Source organism: Rhizobium sp. PP-F2F-G48 (assembly GCF_004342335.1).
In the GTDB taxonomy this organism is placed as follows: Bacteria; Pseudomonadota; Alphaproteobacteria; order Rhizobiales; family Rhizobiaceae; genus Ferranicluibacter.
Map to the genome: position 1 here is coordinate 15,668 of NZ_SLVH01000004.1, position 16,908 is coordinate 32,575.

Genomic DNA, 16,908 nt, shown 5'->3' on the forward strand with positions numbered 1-16,908 from the left:
CATGATCCTTTTTCCCGCGATCGACCTCAAAGACGGTGCCTGCGTCCGCCTCAAGCTCGGCGACATGGCGGAGGCCACCATCTACAATCCGGATCCCGGCGCCCAGGCGAAGGCCTTTGAGGATCAGGGGTTCGAGTGGCTGCATGTGGTCGATCTCAACGGCGCCTTTGCCGGCGAAACGGTCAATGGGGCTGCGGTCGAGGCGATCCTGAAGGCGACCACCAACCCGGTCCAGCTCGGCGGTGGCATCCGCACGCTGGCTCATATCGAAACTTGGCTCTCCAAAGGTCTTGCCCGCGTCATCCTCGGCACCGTCGCGGTGCGCGATCCCGCGCTGGTCCGCGAGGCCTGCCGCCTCTTTCCGGGCAAGGTCGCCGTGGGCATCGATGCGAAGGGCGGCAAGGTCGCCGTCGAGGGCTGGGCCGAGGCGTCCGAACTCGGCGTGATCGAGCTTGCGCAGCGCTTCGAGGGTGCCGGCGTTGCCGCGATCATCTATACCGATATCGATCGCGACGGTATTCTCGCCGGGATCAACTGGGCGGGCACCCTGGCCCTTGCCGATGCGGTCGCCATTCCCGTCATCGCCTCGGGGGGCCTTGCCTCCATGGAGGATATCAATCGTCTCGCAGCACCCGACATGGCCAAGCTCGAAGGTGCGATTTCCGGGCGCGCGCTCTATGACGGCCGGATCGACCCGGCCGAGGCGCTCGCCGTTCTCAACCGTGCAAGAGGACGTGCCGCATGACCCTCAAGGCCCGCGTGATCCCCTGCCTCGACGTCAAGGACGGCCGCGTCGTCAAGGGCGTCAGCTTCGTCGATCTGATCGATGCCGGCGACCCCGTCGAATCGGCCAAGGCCTATGACGCGGCCGGGGCCGACGAGCTCTGCTTTCTCGACATCACCGCCTCGTCGGACGGCCGCGACACGATCTTCGACGTGGTCGAGCGCACCGCCGAACATTGCTTCATGCCGCTGACCGTTGGCGGTGGCGTGCGCAGCGTCGCGGACATTCGCCGCCTGCTTCTGGCTGGCGCCGACAAGGTCTCGATCAACTCCGCGGCCGTGCGCGATCCCGATTTCGTGGCACAGGCGGCCGACAAGTTCGGCAACCAGTGCATCGTCGTCTCGATCGACGCCAAGCGGCGCGTGTCGCCGGGAGCGGAAGGCACCAGCGCGTGGGAGATCTTCACCCATGGCGGCCGCACGGCAACGGGCATCGACGCGGTGGACTTCGCAACGCGAATGGTCGAGCGCGGGGCCGGCGAACTGCTGGTCACCTCGATGGATCGAGACGGCAGCAAGATCGGCTACGACCTCGACCTGACCCGCGCCATCGCCGACCGCGTTTCCGTTCCCGTCATCGCTTCGGGCGGCGTGGGAACGCTTGATCACATGGTGGAAGGCATTCGCGACGGACATGCGACGGCGGTTCTGGCCGCATCGATCTTCCACTTCGGAACATACAGCATCGGCGAAGCGAAGCGCTATATGGCCGAGCACGGCATTCCGATGCGGCTCGACGGCTTGGCGCAGGCGGAGAGCATCCTGTGACCCGGTTTTCGCTTTCCGATCTCGAAGCCATCGTCGCCGAGCGGGCAAAGGCCTCGCCGGAGACATCGTGGACCGCCAAGCTCGTTGAAAAAGGACAGGCGCGCGCGGCCAAGAAGCTTGGCGAGGAGGCCGTGGAAACAGTGATCGCCGCGGTTTCCGGCGACCGGAAAGAACTGGTCTCCGAGAGTGCGGATCTGCTTTATCATCTCATGGTGGTATTGAAAATTGCGGACGTTCCGTTACAGGAAGTCCTGGAGGAGCTTGAGGGACGCACGGTCCGGTCAGGCCTTGAGGAGAAGGCGAGCCGAAAGACGTGACCATTGCGCCGCAGAACAGGGGTGAAGCGGATATGCCGGACGATCTCGGCAGGCGAGACTATTCCCCCTACCATTTCTTTTCGGCCGACGCGTGGTCGCAGTTTCGAGCGGATACGCCCCTGACACTGACGGCGGACGAGGTTCGCCGGCTGCGCTCCCTGAACGACCCGATCGATCTCGATGAGGTGCGTCGGATCTATCTGTCGCTGTCGCGCCTGCTCTCCACCCATGTCGAGGCGTCGCAGATCCTCTACGAACAGCGCAAGCGCTTCCTGACGATCTCGGACGAGACCAAGACGCCGTTCGTGATCGGCATCGCCGGATCGGTGGCTGTGGGAAAATCGACCACCGCCCGTATTCTGGCCGAGCTTCTGTCGCGCTGGCCCTCCAGCCCCAAGGTCGATCTCGTGACGACGGACGGGTTTCTCTATCCGAATGCCGTGCTGATGCGCGACAACATCATGAACCGGAAGGGTTTTCCGGAAAGCTACGATATCGGCGCGCTGCTGCGCTTTCTCTCGGCCATCAAGGCCGGACAGCCGAATGTGCAGGCGCCGAGCTATTCCCACCTCGTCTATGACGTCTTGCCCGACCAGTTTCAGGTCGTGGACCGGCCGGATATCCTGATCTTCGAGGGCATCAACGTTCTGCAATCGCGCGACCTGCCGGAGGACGGCAAGATCGTACCGATGGTGTCGGACTTCTTCGACTTCTCGATCTATATCGATGCCGACGAGACGCTGATCCACTCCTGGTATGTCGATCGCTTCATGCGACTGCGCCAGACGGCGTTCAAAAACCCGGAATCCTTCTTCAAGCGCTATGCCGAGGTGAGCGAAGAGGAGGCCCGGTCGATCGCCGAGGGTCTCTGGCAGAATACGAACCTCAAGAACCTGCGCCGCAATATCCTGCCGACCCGGCCCCGTGCGGACCTGATCCTGCAGAAGGGCACCAATCACCTCGTCCAGACGGTTGCGCTGCGCAAGCTGTAAACGCCTACAGGAGACCGGCTTCCCGAAGCCAGGTTTCGAGAGGCGCAAGCGAGGGATGATCGAGCGCTTCGCGGAGATAGGCGAACGTGCGCGGCATGTGTTTCATATAGCCGGGCTTGCCGTCCCGCTGCATCAGCCGCACCCAGATACCGACGAGCTTGCAATTGCGCTGCGCCGCCATCAGGTGGAAGTGCTCGACGAACGCGGCCTCGTCGAAGGGTCCGAGACGGCGTCGCTCGGTGATATAGGCATCGAGGATGGCCCGCCCGAGACCCGGCGGGATGGTCGCCCGCGCATCCTGGACGAGCGAAGCCACGTCATAGGCCGTCGGGCCGATCATGGCATCCTGAAAATCGATGAGGGCGACGCGGTCGATGCACGTCCTGTCCTTGCGCCAGAGGATGTTCGGCGAATGGACGTCGCGCAGGAGGAGGTGCTTCTCTCCGCGCTCCGACAGGTCGATCAGCCGGTCCCAGACGGCGGCATAGGTTTCGCGCTCGGCAGGCGTGGCCGGCGTGCCGCGATGATGCGGCAGGAACCAGTCGAGGAGCAGCCGGGTCTCGATCTTGATCGCGGCGCGATCGAAGGGCGGGATGACATGGACCTGCCCGCCGGGAAGCGGCAGGCGGTTTTCCGGTGGCTCGCCATGCAGTCGGGCAAGCAGGCGCGCCGTTTCGATGTAGCGTTCCGCAACCGGCGCGCCGCCCGTGTCGAGCACGCCTTCGGCCCCGAGATCCTCCAGAAGAAGCATGCCGGCGTCGATATCCTGAGCAAGGATCTCGGGCGCAGCGAAGCCGCGCTTGCGGAGATAAAGGTCGATCGCGACGAAGGCGCCGACATCCTCGGCGATATGGGCGATCTGCTGATAGTATTTTCCATCCTCAAGGATCGGCCCGGGAATGGTGCGCGGGGCGTCCATCAGGATCATGTCCTGCCCGGCTGGCTGATGGATGCGCTCGTAGCCGCGCACGGAAGCATCGCCGTTGAGATGGCGGCGCGCGACGCCGTGGTAGCCGTGGTCGTCCAGAAACTGCCGGATCGAAAGGCTGCGGCGGATGCGGGACAGGATCGGTTCGCTGCCGGAAACGATGGCCATGCGACCGTCTCCATCCTGCTCCAACGCCAACACGATGCTCTGTCGCGGCAGGTAGCCCTCCGCCCGCTCGGGCCATTCGATCAGGCAGATGCCGTTCGCCGAGAGTTCATCGAGGCCAAGCTCCAGCACCTCGCTCGCATCCCCCAGTCGATAGAGATCGAAATGCGAGACGGTCGTGCGCAGATCGTATGACTGCACGAGCGTGAAGGTCGGGCTGGGCACCTCCAGAAAAGGATCGTCTGCGACGGCCCGGATGAGCGCGCGGGCGAGGGTCGATTTTCCCGCACCGAGATCGCCCGAGAGAGCGACCGTGTCTCCGGATTTCAGAGCGAGCGCCAGATCTTCGCCAAGCCTGATCGTGGCGGCTTCATCGGCAAGCGGCAGGCGCAGCATGTCGGTCATTCCGCGGCTTCGGCCTTCGGCAATGCGCCCGAGGGAATACGGCAAATGACCTCGGTCCCCTCGCCTTCCCGCGTCACGATGCGGACCTTGCCATGGTGGAGGGTGATGAAGCTATCGACGATCGAAAGGCCGAGGCCGGCGCCGCCGCGCTGGCCATGGCTCTCGAAGCGATGGAAGACGCTTTCCAGCACGTCCTTCGGAATACCGGGTCCCTGATCGCTGACGGTGAAGACGAAATCGCTGGCCTCGCGCGCGCAGGAGAGGCCAACGACGCTGCCCTCCGGCGCGAAGTTGGCGGCATTGGTCAGGAGCTTGATGAAGATCTGCTTCAGCCGCTGGTGGTCGGCAACGAAAGTGCCGAGCATGTCGGGCGTGTCGATGCGCAGGGTGACAGAGCTTTCCTGCAGACGATCTGCCATCTGCTGCGACACCTCATCGAGGAAATCGGTGAGATTGATCTCGCTGAGGTCGAGCTCGACGATGCCGGCATCCACGGTCGCGAGGTCGAGAATATCGTTGACGATGGTCAGGAGCAGCGAGGAGGAGGTGGAGATATGATCGACATATTCCGCCTGGCGCGTCGATAGCTCGCCGAAGGCGGGCGTCTTCAGAAGGTCGGCGAAACCGATGATGTTGGTGAGCGGCGAGCGCAGCTCGTAGGAGACATGCTGCACGAAATCGTTCTTCAGCGAGTCGGCCATGCGCAGCGCCTCGTTCTTTTCCGTCAGGGCGCGCTCGACGCGCACGCTGTCGGTCATGTCGACGAAGGTCAGCATGGTCTGCGCATTGGGAAGTGGGATGATGGCAAAGTCGAGGATGAGACCGGTGCGCAGTTCGAGCATACCGCGGCTCGACGGCCGCTCGTCCTCGAAGCTGGTAATGGCGTGGGCAAACCGCTTCCAGCCATCCGGCTGGTCGTAGGAAACGGTGCAGGCCTGCTCGATGGCGCGGATATGGATGCCCGGAGCGACTTCGGTTTCGGTCACACCCCAGAGCGCCCGGAACGCCGGGTTGGACAGCTTGATGCGCCCGTCCGGACCGAACACGGCAACGCCTTCGGAAAGGTGATCGATGGTTTCGCCCTGGACCTGCACCAGCGTATTGTAGCGGGTTTCCAGATCGACACGCTCGGTGAGGTTTTCGAAGACCCAGGTTGCCCCGCCTTGCGGACGGGCCGTCGCGAAAACGCGCAGGGTCTGGCCGTTCGGCAGATGCCACATGTCCATCTGGGTTTCGATGGCCTGATAGACGGAGAGAGCCTGTTCCTTCCATTGCTTCCAGCTGAGCTGCTCGGGAAGGCGGCCGCTTTCGCGCAGCTGGTCGAAGATCTCGCCATTGCCGGGGCGGCGGGCGAGAAAGGCCGTGTCGAGGTTCCAGAGGGTCTGGAACGCCTGATTGTAGAATTGCAGGCGCTGCGAGCCATCGAAGGTCGCCACGGCCGTTGCCAGATGGTCCAGCGTCTCGGCATGGCTCTTCAGCGTGCGGGACAATTCCTCGCGAACGGCCTCGATGGCGCTGACATCATGGGCGATACCGGCCGTGCCATAGGTGGTCTTCGCATCGACGACATCGAAGAAGGTGCGCTGGCCGCGCACGACGGTCGAGATCTTGTCGCGGAAGGGCGAATCATAGGTGGCGAGCGCCTTGGCTTTTTCACGTGAAACGGTTGCCAGCAGTTCGCGGCCTTCCTGGACCACGACGTCGGTGCTCGGCGCTTCCACGGCGTCGCGATAGGCTTCGTTGACCCAGGCGATCTGTCCGTCGCGTCCACGCTGCCAGACCGGCATATCCACCGCATTCAAAAGCGTCTGAAGGCTTGCGAGATCGCCGCGCAGCCGGTCGCGCTCCAGCGTCAGCTCGGCCAGTTCCTCGCGCAGATTGTTGAGAGCGACGAAGCGCACGAAGGCGCGGCCGCCGGACACGCGTCCCTGAGCTTCCAGGATCTCGTTGCGGTTCGTCTGCACGACGAGGTCGAAGCTTTCGGCAAAGGTGCGCAGGCGATCGATGGCCCGTTCGAGTTCGCTCGCCGACGTCGCCTTGATCCAGCGGCCGAAGGCGAGGAAATCGCGGTCGTCCTGCGGCGCACCCGTTTCCGGCGGTAGCTGGCCGAGAAATTCGGGCTTTTCGGCCGGACCATCCCAGACCACGATGCTGCGGTTCTTGTCGGAAATCAGTGCCTGGAAGCGCGCGATGCTCTGGCGCGCATCGGCAAGCGCCGTCTTCAGGTCGCGATTGTCGGTCTCGACGGTGCTGCGCTGCCGTATCACCCAGACGGCCGAAATCATGGCGGCGGCAATGGCACCGGTGAGGAGCGAGAACGTGATGATCTCAGAGGAGTGAAAAACGCTCGTGACGCCTTCCGCGGCCATGGCCTCGCCGGAGAGGAGCCCGAGGGCAGAACCCGCGGCAAGGTGGCGAATGATCGACGACAGGCGCTTGCGACGTCGATCCGGCCGGGTGTCGACCGCAGAGCTTACGCCCGGCTCGGCAGGCGTTCGTCCGGCGTTCCAAGAAGCTTTCGTCATCACGTGCCTGTCCCCGTTGCACGGCGCCCGGCCGGTCTTCCGCCAAGATGGCAAAACCCCACAGGCACGCATCCGCCGTCCGCACGACCTTTCGACAAGGCCGGTTGAACGAATATCGTCGTCTTCGGGATCGTTACGCGTTCTTGCTTGCCCGCCGCTTACGGCGTGCGTCGTTCCGTCCTGAAAACCAACGCTTTTTTCCGATTCGGTCCGCGTCAGTGCCGCATCTTCGTCCCGAATCGATACAGGTCAGCATAGTCCCTCCCCTTGGAAGCGGGAAGCATGGAGACGAAAAAGAGGCCGCACGCTCTTCAGCGTACGGCCTCTTCCAACTCCGGATATTTTTCGCTCGCGCTTAGTAGCGGTAGTGATCCGCCTTGAACGGACCCTGCGGGGTCACGCCGATATAGGACGCCTGTTCATCCGACAGCGTCGTCAGCTTGACGCCAAGCTTGGCGAGGTGAAGGCGCGCGACCTTCTCGTCGAGGTGCTTCGGCAGGATGTGGACGCCGGCTTCGTACTGCTCGCCCTTGGTGAAGAGCTCGATCTGGGCGAGCACCTGGTTGGTGAACGACGCCGACATGACGAAGGATGGGTGACCTGTGGCGTTGCCGAGGTTCAGCAGGCGACCTTCCGACAGAAGGATCATCCGGTTGCCCTTAGGGAACTCGATGAGATCGACCTGCGGCTTCACATTGTTCCACTTCAGGTTCCGCAAGGCGGAAACCTGAATCTCGTTGTCGAAGTGGCCGATGTTTCCGACGATCGCCATGTCCTTCATCTCGCGCATATGCTCGATGCGGATGACGTCCTTGTTGCCGGTCGTGGTGATGAAGATATCGGCGCTCGCGACGACGTCTTCGAGCTGGACGACTTCGAAGCCATCCATGGCGGCCTGAAGGGCGCAGATCGGATCGACTTCCGTGACCTTGACGCGGGCACCCGCACCCGACAGCGAGGCTGCCGAACCCTTGCCGACGTCGCCGTAACCGCAGACGACGGCAACCTTGCCGGCCATCATCACGTCGGTGCCGCGGCGGATGCCGTCGACGAGCGACTCTTTGCAGCCATACTTGTTGTCGAACTTCGACTTGGTGACGCTGTCGTTGACGTTGATCGCCGGGAAGGGCAGCAAGCCCTTGGCGTGCAACTGGTACAGGCGGTTGACGCCGGTGGTGGTTTCCTCGGTGACGCCCTGGATCGCGTCGCGCTGCTTCGTGAAGAAGCCGGGCGTTTCGGCCAGACGCTTCTTGATCTGCGCGAACAGGATCTCTTCTTCTTCCGAGCCCGGGTTCGACAGCACGTCTTCACCGGCTTCGGCGCGCGCGCCGAGCAGGATGTACATGGTGGCATCGCCGCCATCGTCGAGGATCATGTTGGAGACGCCGCCGTCGGTCCACTGAAAGATCTTGTCGGTGTAGGTCCAGTATTCCGTCAGCGTCTCGCCCTTGACGGCGTAGACCGGAATGCCCGCAGCCGCGATCGCGGCGGCAGCATGGTCCTGCGTGGAGAAGATGTTGCAGGATGCCCAGCGAACGTCGGCACCGAGCGCGACCAGCGTCTCGATGAGAACCGCCGTCTGGATCGTCATATGCAGCGATCCCGTGATGCGGGCACCCTTCAAGGGCTTCGACGCACCGAATTCCTCGCGCGAGGCCATCAGGCCCGGCATTTCGGTTTCGGCAATGGTGATTTCCTTGCGGCCGAAGTCGGCCAGGCCGATATCGGCTACCAGATAGTCGTTGGTCGTGCTCATGAAGCTCTCCGCTGGTGGCTCGCCGGGTCGAAAGCTTGAGGCTCCGGGACCGCAGGCGGGCACTGATCTCTTGCCCGGCCATAGGCGGGGCGCGATCTTTCTCTAGCAGGAAAGCGGATGGCAGGCAACCTACATATAAAGACGTCTTTATATGTTTATATCCCTACATTTCCTCGCCGAACCGGTCGCGCACCAGAGCGTCGAGCGCTTCCAGCGCCGCCTCCGCCTGCTGGCCGCTTGCGGTGACGGAAATCGAGCTGCCGGTGCTGGCCGCCAGCATCATCAGACCCATGATCGACAGGCCGCCGACGGTCATGCCGTCCTTGGTGACGTGGATTTCGGCATCGTAGGCCTCGACCGTCTGCACGAATTTGGCAGAGGCACGCGCATGCAGGCCGCGCTTGTTGATGATCTGGAGGTCCCGCGACAGTGTCATGAAGGATTGCGCCCGTTATTTGCCGCTGAGAACGCGGCTGGCAACATTGATATATTTGCGCCCGGCCTCGGAGGCCTCCACCAAGGCCTTGTCCATGTCGCTCTCGCCACGCACACCCGCCAGCTTGATCAGCATGGGCAGGTTGACGCCGGCGATGACCTCGACCGTGCCGCTTTGCATGACGGAGATGGCAAGATTGGACGGCGTGCCGCCGAACATGTCGGTGAGAATGATGACGCCGTTGCCCTCGTTGGCAGCGATCACGGCCGTCAGAATATCCTGACGCCGCTGATCCATGTCGTCTTCCGGGCCGATACACACGGTCTCGATGAATTTCTGCGGCCCTACGACGTGTTCGAGCGCATGACGAAACTCTTCAGCCAGCTTGCCGTGCGTGACAAGCACAAGTCCGATCATGTGTCTTTGCTCCAACTGCCTTTTCCCTTCGGCGGACGATAGCCATGCCATGCCGCAATGCAACAATTTCATTCCGCCTTGGGGCGGTCATCTTGGCGAGGAAATGCCGGAGTGCAAGTCAAAAATCCTAAAACTCGGATCACATGAGCAAAATCTGTGCAGACTGCGACATTTAAAGAGTCGAAAAGCGGCTGAGTGCATCGAGCGGGTCAAGCCCCGGCAAAAGCGGAAGCCGAAGCAGGGGAAGGGTCACTGCGCCCACCGTCCAGGTCTCGGCCTCCGGTGCGACCCGCAGCCCGACAGGGGGCAGAACGGGCAGGACGGCAAAGGACATGACGGCCGCCCGGACGCTGCGGATCGGCACCGGGCCGACCCCGCGCAGCTCGGCAAGGCCCGCAATGCTCGCCGGCGCGCGGGCGACGAGGCGGTCGCCTTGCAGAGAGATGAGGACCTGATCGTCCGAAACGAGTGCCGCGTTCCAGCCGCGACGAACGGCGGAGGACAGGCAGGCAAGGGCGGTGCTGGTCTTGCCTGTGCCGGAGGGCCCGACGAAGAGATAACCGAGCGTGCCGAGAACGATGGCCGTCGCGTGGATGTTGGCGGGCGCGTTCCTCTCTCGGCTTGCGTGACCGCATTCGGCCTCGTGCTCTCCGGACTTCATCGCGCAGCGCTCACGCCGCCTCGCCGACGGGCAGCGAGAGAATGAAGCGGGCCCCGGTGATCTTTCCGTGCGGATCCGTCATGTTTTCCGCCCGCAGCGTGCCGCCATGCGCTTCGGCGATCTGCCGCGAGATCGAGAGACCGAGGCCCGAATTCTGTCCGAAGTCTTCGCCATCGGGCCGATCGGTGTAGAAGCGTTCGAAGATGCGGTCGATATCCTCGGCCTGGATGCCCGGGCCGTTGTCCTCGACATAGACGATGCAGCGCGTACGGTTGCGCGTCAGCCGCACGATGATGTGTCCCCCCTCTTCCGGCACGAAGGACCGGGCGTTCTCGATGAGGTTGGTGATGATCTGGCCGATGCGCAGCTCGTAGCCGCTGACATCGAAGCGAGCCTTCGGATTGTCCTTTCGCTCCACGACGAAGTTGAGCAGCACCGCCTTCTTCTTGTTGCGCACCTGACGCGAGATATCGACGAGATCGCCGAGCAGCTTTTCGAGATCGACGACGCGCGCATCGCTGCGGGCAAGCTCGGCATCCAGCCGCGAGGCGTCGGAGATGTCGCTGATCAGGCGGTCGAGCCGGCGCACATCGTGCTGGATGACGTCCATCAGGCGCTTCTTGGACTCGTCGCTGCGGGCCAGCGGCAGGGTCTCCACCGCACTGCGCAGCGAGGTCAGCGGGTTCTTCAGCTCGTGGCTGACATCGGCGGCGAAATTCTCGATGGCGGCAATACGGTCATAGAGTGCACCCGTCATGTCGCGTAGCGCCACCGAGAGATTGCCGATCTCGTCCTGACGCGAGGAGAAATCGGGAATCTCCTGGCGCTCCTTGGCACTGCCACGGCGCACGCGGATGGCGGCGGCCGAAAGGCGGCGCAGGGGATTGGCGATCGTGCTCGACAGGAGCAGCGACAGGATGACGTTGACGAGGGCTGCGACGCCGAAGACCCGGATGATCGCCAGCCGCTCGGCGTGAACGATCTTGTCGATGTCGCCCGCCTGGGTCGAGAGGAGCAGCACGCCGAGAACGGCCCGGAAACGCTGGACGGGGACGGCGACGGACACGATGAGCTCGCCCTGTTCCGTCACCCGGACGACCGCGCCGCGCACGCCCGTGAGCGCGTTCATGACCTCGGGATAGATCGATCCGTTGCCACCTGGCGGCTCCTTGTAGAGCGGCAGGTTGCCCGGCTGGAGCATGCGATTGTACCAAGTGTTGAGTTTGCCGGTCAGGGTCTGGTTTTCGGGCTCGATCGGCGGCAGGTCGAAGCGCAGCACCTGCCCGCCCGTATAAAGGTGACGGCTGTCGAGCAGGAGATCGGCATCGGCATCGAACAGACGGGCGCGGGTGCGGGTCGGCGAGATCAGCCGTCGCAGCACGGGCGCCACACGCTCCTGGGTGATCGGAAATTCCAGGTCTTCATCGCGCGGCAGCGGCGTGATGCTCTGCCCGGCCTGCAGCTCGAGAAGCTTTTCCGGATCGATGGTGATGGAATTGGTATCGACCGAAGCAGAGGCGGCGATGGCACCGGCGATGATCTCGCCCTGCGTCAGCAGGCTCTCGACGCGGGCATCGATCAGTCCCTCGCGGAACTGGTTGAGATACATGATGCCGCCGACGAGCACGACGAGCGCCACGAGATTGAAGAACAGGATGCGGCGCGTGAGGCTCGAAAAGACGGCGTTGCCGAAGAGGCGGCGGATCAGCGTGAAGGGATGCGCCCAGCGCCGGCCGGAGCGATAGGCTCCGTCCGCTTCCTCGATCGCCGCATGCCTCGTGATGTCTGCCACGTCGGATGCTCAGCCTCTCCCGCTCGTCGCGATGTTCAGGGCGTCATGATTCGAGACGTCAGGCCGATTCGCGGAACCGGTAACCGACGCCATACAGGGTTTCGATCATATCGAAGTCGTTGTCGACCATCTTGAACTTCTTGCGCAGCCGCTTGATGTGGCTGTCGATGGTGCGATCGTCCACGTAGACCTGCTCGTCATAGGCCGCATCCATCAACGAGTCCCGGCTCTTCACGACGCCGGGGCGCTGGGCAAGGGAATGCAGGATCAGGAACTCGGTCACCGTCAGCGTCACCGGCTCATTCTTCCAGGTGCAGGTGTGGCGCTCCTGGTCCATCGACAGCTGGCCGCGTTCCAGCGAGCGGGCCTGGATGTCGTCCTTCATCTTCTGGAGGCCGGCCGGACCGGCCGCGGCCGCCGCTTCCCGGTTGGCGGAGCGGCGCAGGATCGCCTTGACGCGCTCGACCAGCAGGCGCTGGGAGAACGGTTTGGTGATGAAGTCGTCGGCACCCATCTTGAGGCCGAAAAGCTCGTCGATCTCCTCGTCCTTGGAGGTGAGGAAGATGACGGGGATATCCGACTTCTGCCGCAGGCGGCGCAGCAGTTCCATTCCGTCCATGCGCGGCATCTTGATATCGAAGATCGCGAGCTGCGGCGGTCGGGCGAGAAGCCCATCGAGCGCGGAGGCGCCGTCCGTATAGGTCTCGACCTTGTAGCCTTCCGCTTCCAGCGCGATCGAGACCGATGTCAGGATGTTCCGGTCGTCATCGACAAGTGCAATGGTCTGCATCGTATTCCGCTCCATCATATCTTCGCGCCTTCTCTCATCCGGCCCTCTCCCGCTGGAAGAAGGGCGTCATCGACAGAGGCCGGCCAGGATAGACAGAACTCCGCATCAGGAGGTCGGCCGAGGCCGGCGCGCGTTCATGAGTATAAAGGTGGAACAAATTGTGGCGAAGCGAAAATGTCGCGATGACGCACAATCGTTCGTATGAGCGCTGAGGTGCGCACCTCAGACATTTTCAATTCGAAATTTAAACCGATTGAACATTGAACAATTTCCTTTAAATCGATTAATATATTGAATTTATTGTATTTTTTAGAATGCCGTCTTGCGTTTTCTGTAACTCCGGCTAATGTTGCGGCATTGATACAACGCAGGGGAGCAGCGCTCATGGAAGAATTTGGCATTCGCAATCCGGATCTCGGAATCGCTGCACTCGGTTTCGACGATATCGTCGCCGTCCGTTACAATCTGACGCCTGCAGAACTCTACGAAGAGTCGCTGCGTCTCGGCGAAGCACAGGTCACGGCCGATGGCGCTCTTCGGGCACTGACCGGCCAGCACACCGGTCGCTCCGCCAAGGACAAGTTCGTCGTTCGCGATGCGACGACCACCGACCAGATCTGGTGGGACAATAACAAGGAAATGTCACCGGCGCATTTCGAGACGCTGTGCAACGACATGATGGACCACGCCCGTGGCCGTTCGCTCTATGTGCAGGATCTGATCGGCGGTGCCGACAGCGACAACGCCCTGCCGACGCGCGTCATCACCGAATTTGCCTGGCATTCCCTGTTCATCCGCAACCTGCTGATCCGTCCGGACCGCGAAAGCCTGAAGACGTTCGCGCCGAAGCTGACGATCATCGATCTGCCGCATTTCCGCGCCGACCCGGCCCGTCACGGCTGCCGCACGGAAACGGTCATCGCCTGCGATCTCGTCAACGGCCTCGTGCTGATCGGCGGCACTTCCTATGCCGGCGAAATGAAGAAGTCGGTCTTCACGGCGCTCAACTACCTGCTGCCGGAAAAGGGCGTCATGCCGATGCACTGCTCGGCGAATGTCGGCCCGGATGGCGATTCCGCCGTCTTCTTCGGCCTTTCCGGCACCGGCAAGACGACGCTGTCGGCCGATCCGAAGCGCACGCTGATCGGCGACGACGAGCATGGCTGGGGCAAGGACGGCATCTTCAACTTCGAGGGTGGCTGCTACGCCAAGACGATCCGTCTTTCGGCCGAAGCTGAGCCGGAAATCTTCGCCACGACCAAGCGTTTCGGCACCGTGCTCGAGAACGTCATCCTGGATGAAAACCGGGTACCGAACTTCGACGACGGCTCGCTGACCGAAAATACGCGCTGCGCCTATCCGCTCGACTTCATTCCGAATGCCAGCGCAACCGGCACGGCCGGTCATCCGAAGACGATCATCATGCTGACGGCCGATGCCTTTGGCGTCATGCCGCCGATCGCCAAGCTGACCGCCGACCAGGCCATGTACCACTTCCTCTCCGGCTACACCGCCAAGGTCGCCGGCACGGAAAAGGGCGTGACCGAGCCGGAAGCCACCTTCTCGACCTGCTTCGGCGCCCCCTTCATGCCGCGGCATCCGAGCGAATACGGCAACCTGCTGCGCGACCTGATCGCCGAGCACGGCGTTACCTGCTGGCTCGTCAACACTGGCTGGACCGGTGGCGCCTACGGCACGGGCCGCCGCATGCCGATCAAGGCCACGCGTGCCCTGCTTGCCGCAGCGCTGGATGGCTCGCTGGCCGAGACCGACATGCGCACCGACGCCAATTTCGGCTTCGCGGTTCCGGTCGAAGTTGCCGGCATCGAAGGTGGCATTCTCGACCCGCGCTCGACCTGGGCCGATGGCGTGGCCTATGATGCGCAAGCGAGCAAGCTTGCCAACATGTTCGTGGCGAACTTCACCAAGTTCGAAAGCCACGTCGATGGCGGCGTGCGGGATGCGGCACCGGGTCTGGCGATCGCTGCGGAATAAGCGCAGCGAGGCGGAGACGCCTTACCGATGATTTCACGTGAAACCCGACGCTGTCGACAGCGTCGGGTTTTGTCGTTCTGCTCTATTTGCAAAGTGCCCCGAGCTGGAATAAACAGGGAACGAAAGGCGACGGCATGGCAAGCGACCCCCTCTATATCAACGATCGGATCGTGATTGCCGGCTGGGAGCTGAGCGAACAGTTCGTGCTGGCGGGCGGGCCCGGCGGGCAGAACGTCAACAAGGTCGCAACTGCCGTCCAGCTGTTTTTCAATATCGCCGCATCCCCGTCTCTGCCCGAGCGCATCCGCGACATCGCCATTGGCCTTTCCGGGCGGAAGGTCTCGAAGGACGGCGTGCTGATGATCGAGGCCAACCGTTTCCGCAGCCAGGACCGCAACCGCGAGGACGCGCGCGAACGCTTGAAGGCGCTGATCCTCAAGGCGGCCGAACCCCCACCGCCGCCCCGCCGGAAGACAAAGCCGACCCGCGGCTCGGTCGAGCGCCGTCTCAAGGCCAAGAGCGGGCGCGGAGAGGTCAAGAAAATGCGCGGCCGGCCGGATGGCGATTAGATGAAGTCAAAGACCGGACGCGTCCTTCGGGGACACGATGTGTCGAGCGAAAGCGGATCGATCGCGGTGAGACTCCGGCAAGCGATGCCGTCATGGCCGGATCCATCTTGAGCAACTGGCAACAACGCGAACAGGAGGAGGCCATGCTGGTCCTGCCGAAAGGCTTTCGCCACATTCCGGGCTTTCTCGATCGCGATCGGCAGGAAGCCCTTGTCGAGGCGGTGAGAGGCATCGTCGCCGCGGCCCCGCTCTACCGCCCGGCCATGCCGAAGACCGGCAAGGAACTCTCGGTCAGAATGACGAATTGCGGCACGCTCGGCTGGGTCACGGACAAGGATCTAGGCTATCGCTACCAGCCGCTTCACCCCGTGACGCAAGAGCCGTGGCCCGCCATTCCGCAGAGCCTCCTGGATCTCTGGCAAACCGTTGCCGGCGCCGCCAAGCCGCCGCAGGCCTGCCTCGTCAACTTCTATGCGGAAACGGCCCGGATGGGGCTGCACCAGGACAAGGACGAGCAGGATCTTCAGACGCCCGTGGTTTCGGTGTCGCTGGGCGATGCCTGCCTGTTTCGGGTCGGCGGTCGCGAGCGAAGCGACCGGACGGTCTCGTTCAAGCTGTCGAGCGGCGACATCGTCGTTCTCGGCGGAGAAAGCCGGCTGGCCTTTCATGGCGTCGATCGGATCTACCCCGCGACATCGACGCTTCTGAAGAACGGCGGCCGTATCAACCTGACGCTTCGGCGCGTCACGCCTTGAGAAGGGGTCGGCAACGTGTCACCTGCAAGGATCTGTTCTTGAACCCTGCCGCGTTTCGGAAATGATGCAAGGCTTCGATTACGAATCACGGCGCCAAGGGAGCGCCAACCCGGGAAAGGGCGACATGCTCATCGAGAATGCCATGGTGCTGGCTGCAGGGCTCGGAACGCGCCTGCGCCCCATCACCGACACCATGCCGAAACCGCTGGTGCCGATCGCCGGCAAGCCGATGATCGATCATGTGCTCGATCTTCTGGTCGATGCCGGCATCAAGACCGCTGCCGTCAACGTGCATCATTTCGCAGACCGCATGGAAGACCATCTCCACGCCCGCGCCGCGCCCGCCATCCGGATATCCGATGAACGCGATGCCCTGATGAATTCGGGCGGTGGGCTTGCCAAGGGGCTCTCGCTTCTGGAGTCCGGTCCCGTGCTGGTCATGAACGCCGATCTGTTCTGGATCGGCGAGCCGGAAGGCCGCAGCAATCTGGCGCGACTGGCCGAAGCCTTCGATCCCGCCCGCATGGACATGCTGCTCCTCTGCGTCGATCTCGAGCGGACCACGGGGCATGACGGCAAGAAGGATTTTTCGCTTCAGGCGAACGGCAAACTCGTGCGTTATGCCGAGGGCATGTCCCGACCGGTCGTCTATGCCGGCGCCATCGCCATGATGAGCACATTGTTCGATGATGCGCCGAAGGATGCCTTCAATCTCAACATCTATTTCGACAGGGCCATCGCCGCCGGGCGCCTGTACGGCCTGATGCTGGAAGGCGAGTGGATCACGGTGGGAACGCCGGATGCGATCGGCAAGGCCGAAGCGCAGTTTGCGCGGCTGGCGGAACGCGCCTGAG

Annotated in this window: 16 protein-coding genes; 8 read left to right on the forward strand and 8 right to left on the reverse strand. The window is 63.0% G+C overall.

The features are described from left to right. The first annotated feature begins 1 nt into the window (after nucleotide 1). The 4 genes from hisA to coaA are packed head-to-tail and all read left to right on the forward strand — an operon-like array spanning nucleotide 2 to nucleotide 2,860. Entirely contained in the window at nucleotides 2-745 is a 744-nt protein-coding gene (hisA, locus tag C8J36_RS11385) for a 1-(5-phosphoribosyl)-5-[(5-phosphoribosylamino)methylideneamino]imidazole-4-carboxamide isomerase (protein ID WP_062593490.1), read from the forward strand. After that, nucleotides 742-1,551 carry an imidazole glycerol phosphate synthase subunit HisF gene (gene hisF / locus C8J36_RS11390; protein ID WP_132535004.1) on the forward strand — a complete coding sequence of 270 codons (810 nt, stop codon included), beginning with the start codon at nucleotides 742-744 and terminating at the stop codon, nucleotides 1,549-1,551. The genes hisA and hisF overlap by 4 nt, the downstream gene beginning before the upstream one ends. Then, nucleotides 1,548-1,868 carry a phosphoribosyl-ATP diphosphatase gene (locus C8J36_RS11395; protein ID WP_132535006.1) on the forward strand — a complete coding sequence of 107 codons (321 nt, stop codon included), beginning with the start codon at nucleotides 1,548-1,550 and terminating at the stop codon, nucleotides 1,866-1,868. Before hisF ends, C8J36_RS11395 begins: the two co-directional genes overlap by 4 nt. A 32-nt stretch (nucleotides 1,869-1,900) precedes the next feature. After that, nucleotides 1,901-2,860: a type I pantothenate kinase gene (gene coaA, locus C8J36_RS11400; protein WP_062593681.1), complete on the forward strand. Its 960-nt coding sequence runs from the start codon at nucleotides 1,901-1,903 to the stop codon at nucleotides 2,858-2,860. A 4-nt stretch (nucleotides 2,861-2,864) separates the two neighbouring features. Here coaA and tsaE read toward each other — a convergent pair whose 3' ends face one another. The 8 genes from tsaE to C8J36_RS11440 all read right to left on the reverse strand — a co-directional run bounded on the left by tsaE (nucleotide 2,865) and on the right by C8J36_RS11440 (nucleotide 12,735). Then, nucleotides 2,865-4,358, reverse strand: a complete 1,494-nt coding sequence (gene tsaE / locus C8J36_RS11405; RefSeq protein WP_132535010.1) for a tRNA (adenosine(37)-N6)-threonylcarbamoyltransferase complex ATPase subunit type 1 TsaE — start codon at nucleotides 4,356-4,358, stop codon at nucleotides 2,865-2,867. After that, nucleotides 4,355-6,883, reverse strand: a complete 2,529-nt coding sequence (locus C8J36_RS11410) for a PAS domain-containing sensor histidine kinase (RefSeq protein WP_132535012.1) — start codon at nucleotides 6,881-6,883, stop codon at nucleotides 4,355-4,357. The genes tsaE and C8J36_RS11410 overlap by 4 nt, the downstream gene beginning before the upstream one ends. Before the next feature lie 355 nt (nucleotides 6,884-7,238). Continuing rightward, on the reverse strand, nucleotides 7,239-8,639 hold the full coding sequence (gene ahcY / locus C8J36_RS11415; protein WP_062593502.1) for an adenosylhomocysteinase: 1,401 nt from the start codon (nucleotides 8,637-8,639) through the stop codon (nucleotides 7,239-7,241). 163 nt (nucleotides 8,640-8,802) lie between these two features. Further along, entirely contained in the window at nucleotides 8,803-9,075 is a 273-nt protein-coding gene (locus C8J36_RS11420) for an HPr family phosphocarrier protein (RefSeq protein WP_062593503.1), read from the reverse strand. A gap of 15 nt (nucleotides 9,076-9,090) precedes the next feature. Further along, nucleotides 9,091-9,492 (reverse strand): PTS sugar transporter subunit IIA, encoded by a 402-nt coding sequence (locus tag C8J36_RS11425; RefSeq protein WP_062477263.1) that lies wholly within the window; start codon nucleotides 9,490-9,492, stop codon nucleotides 9,091-9,093. Between the two features lie 172 nt (nucleotides 9,493-9,664). Then, nucleotides 9,665-10,153: an HPr kinase/phosphorylase gene (locus C8J36_RS11430; RefSeq protein ID WP_132535014.1), complete on the reverse strand. Its 489-nt coding sequence runs from the start codon at nucleotides 10,151-10,153 to the stop codon at nucleotides 9,665-9,667. Nucleotides 10,154-10,163: 10 nt separating this feature from the next. Further along, on the reverse strand, nucleotides 10,164-11,918 hold the full coding sequence (locus C8J36_RS11435) for a sensor histidine kinase (protein WP_132535432.1): 1,755 nt from the start codon (nucleotides 11,916-11,918) through the stop codon (nucleotides 10,164-10,166). A gap of 85 nt (nucleotides 11,919-12,003) precedes the next feature. Further along, nucleotides 12,004-12,735 (reverse strand): response regulator transcription factor, encoded by a 732-nt coding sequence (locus C8J36_RS11440; RefSeq protein ID WP_092935839.1) that lies wholly within the window; start codon nucleotides 12,733-12,735, stop codon nucleotides 12,004-12,006. A 384-nt stretch (nucleotides 12,736-13,119) separates the two neighbouring features. On the opposite strand from C8J36_RS11440, the gene C8J36_RS11445 reads away from it, so the two are divergent. The 4 genes from C8J36_RS11445 to C8J36_RS11460 all read left to right on the forward strand — a co-directional run bounded on the left by C8J36_RS11445 (nucleotide 13,120) and on the right by C8J36_RS11460 (nucleotide 16,907). Beyond that, the gene (locus tag C8J36_RS11445) at nucleotides 13,120-14,730 is read left to right on the forward strand and encodes a phosphoenolpyruvate carboxykinase (RefSeq protein WP_132535016.1); all 1,611 of its coding nucleotides are present in this window, start codon (nucleotides 13,120-13,122) and stop codon (nucleotides 14,728-14,730) included. 134 nt (nucleotides 14,731-14,864) lie between these two features. After that, complete coding sequence (gene arfB / locus C8J36_RS11450; RefSeq protein WP_132535018.1) at nucleotides 14,865-15,299, forward strand: alternative ribosome rescue aminoacyl-tRNA hydrolase ArfB; 435 nt, start codon at nucleotides 14,865-14,867, stop codon at nucleotides 15,297-15,299. A gap of 143 nt (nucleotides 15,300-15,442) precedes the next feature. After that, on the forward strand, nucleotides 15,443-16,054 hold the full coding sequence (locus C8J36_RS11455; protein ID WP_132535434.1) for an alpha-ketoglutarate-dependent dioxygenase AlkB: 612 nt from the start codon (nucleotides 15,443-15,445) through the stop codon (nucleotides 16,052-16,054). 124 nt (nucleotides 16,055-16,178) lie between these two features. After that, nucleotides 16,179-16,907 carry a nucleotidyltransferase family protein gene (locus tag C8J36_RS11460; protein WP_132535020.1) on the forward strand — a complete coding sequence of 243 codons (729 nt, stop codon included), beginning with the start codon at nucleotides 16,179-16,181 and terminating at the stop codon, nucleotides 16,905-16,907. The last annotated feature ends 1 nt before the right edge of the window (nucleotide 16,908 follow it).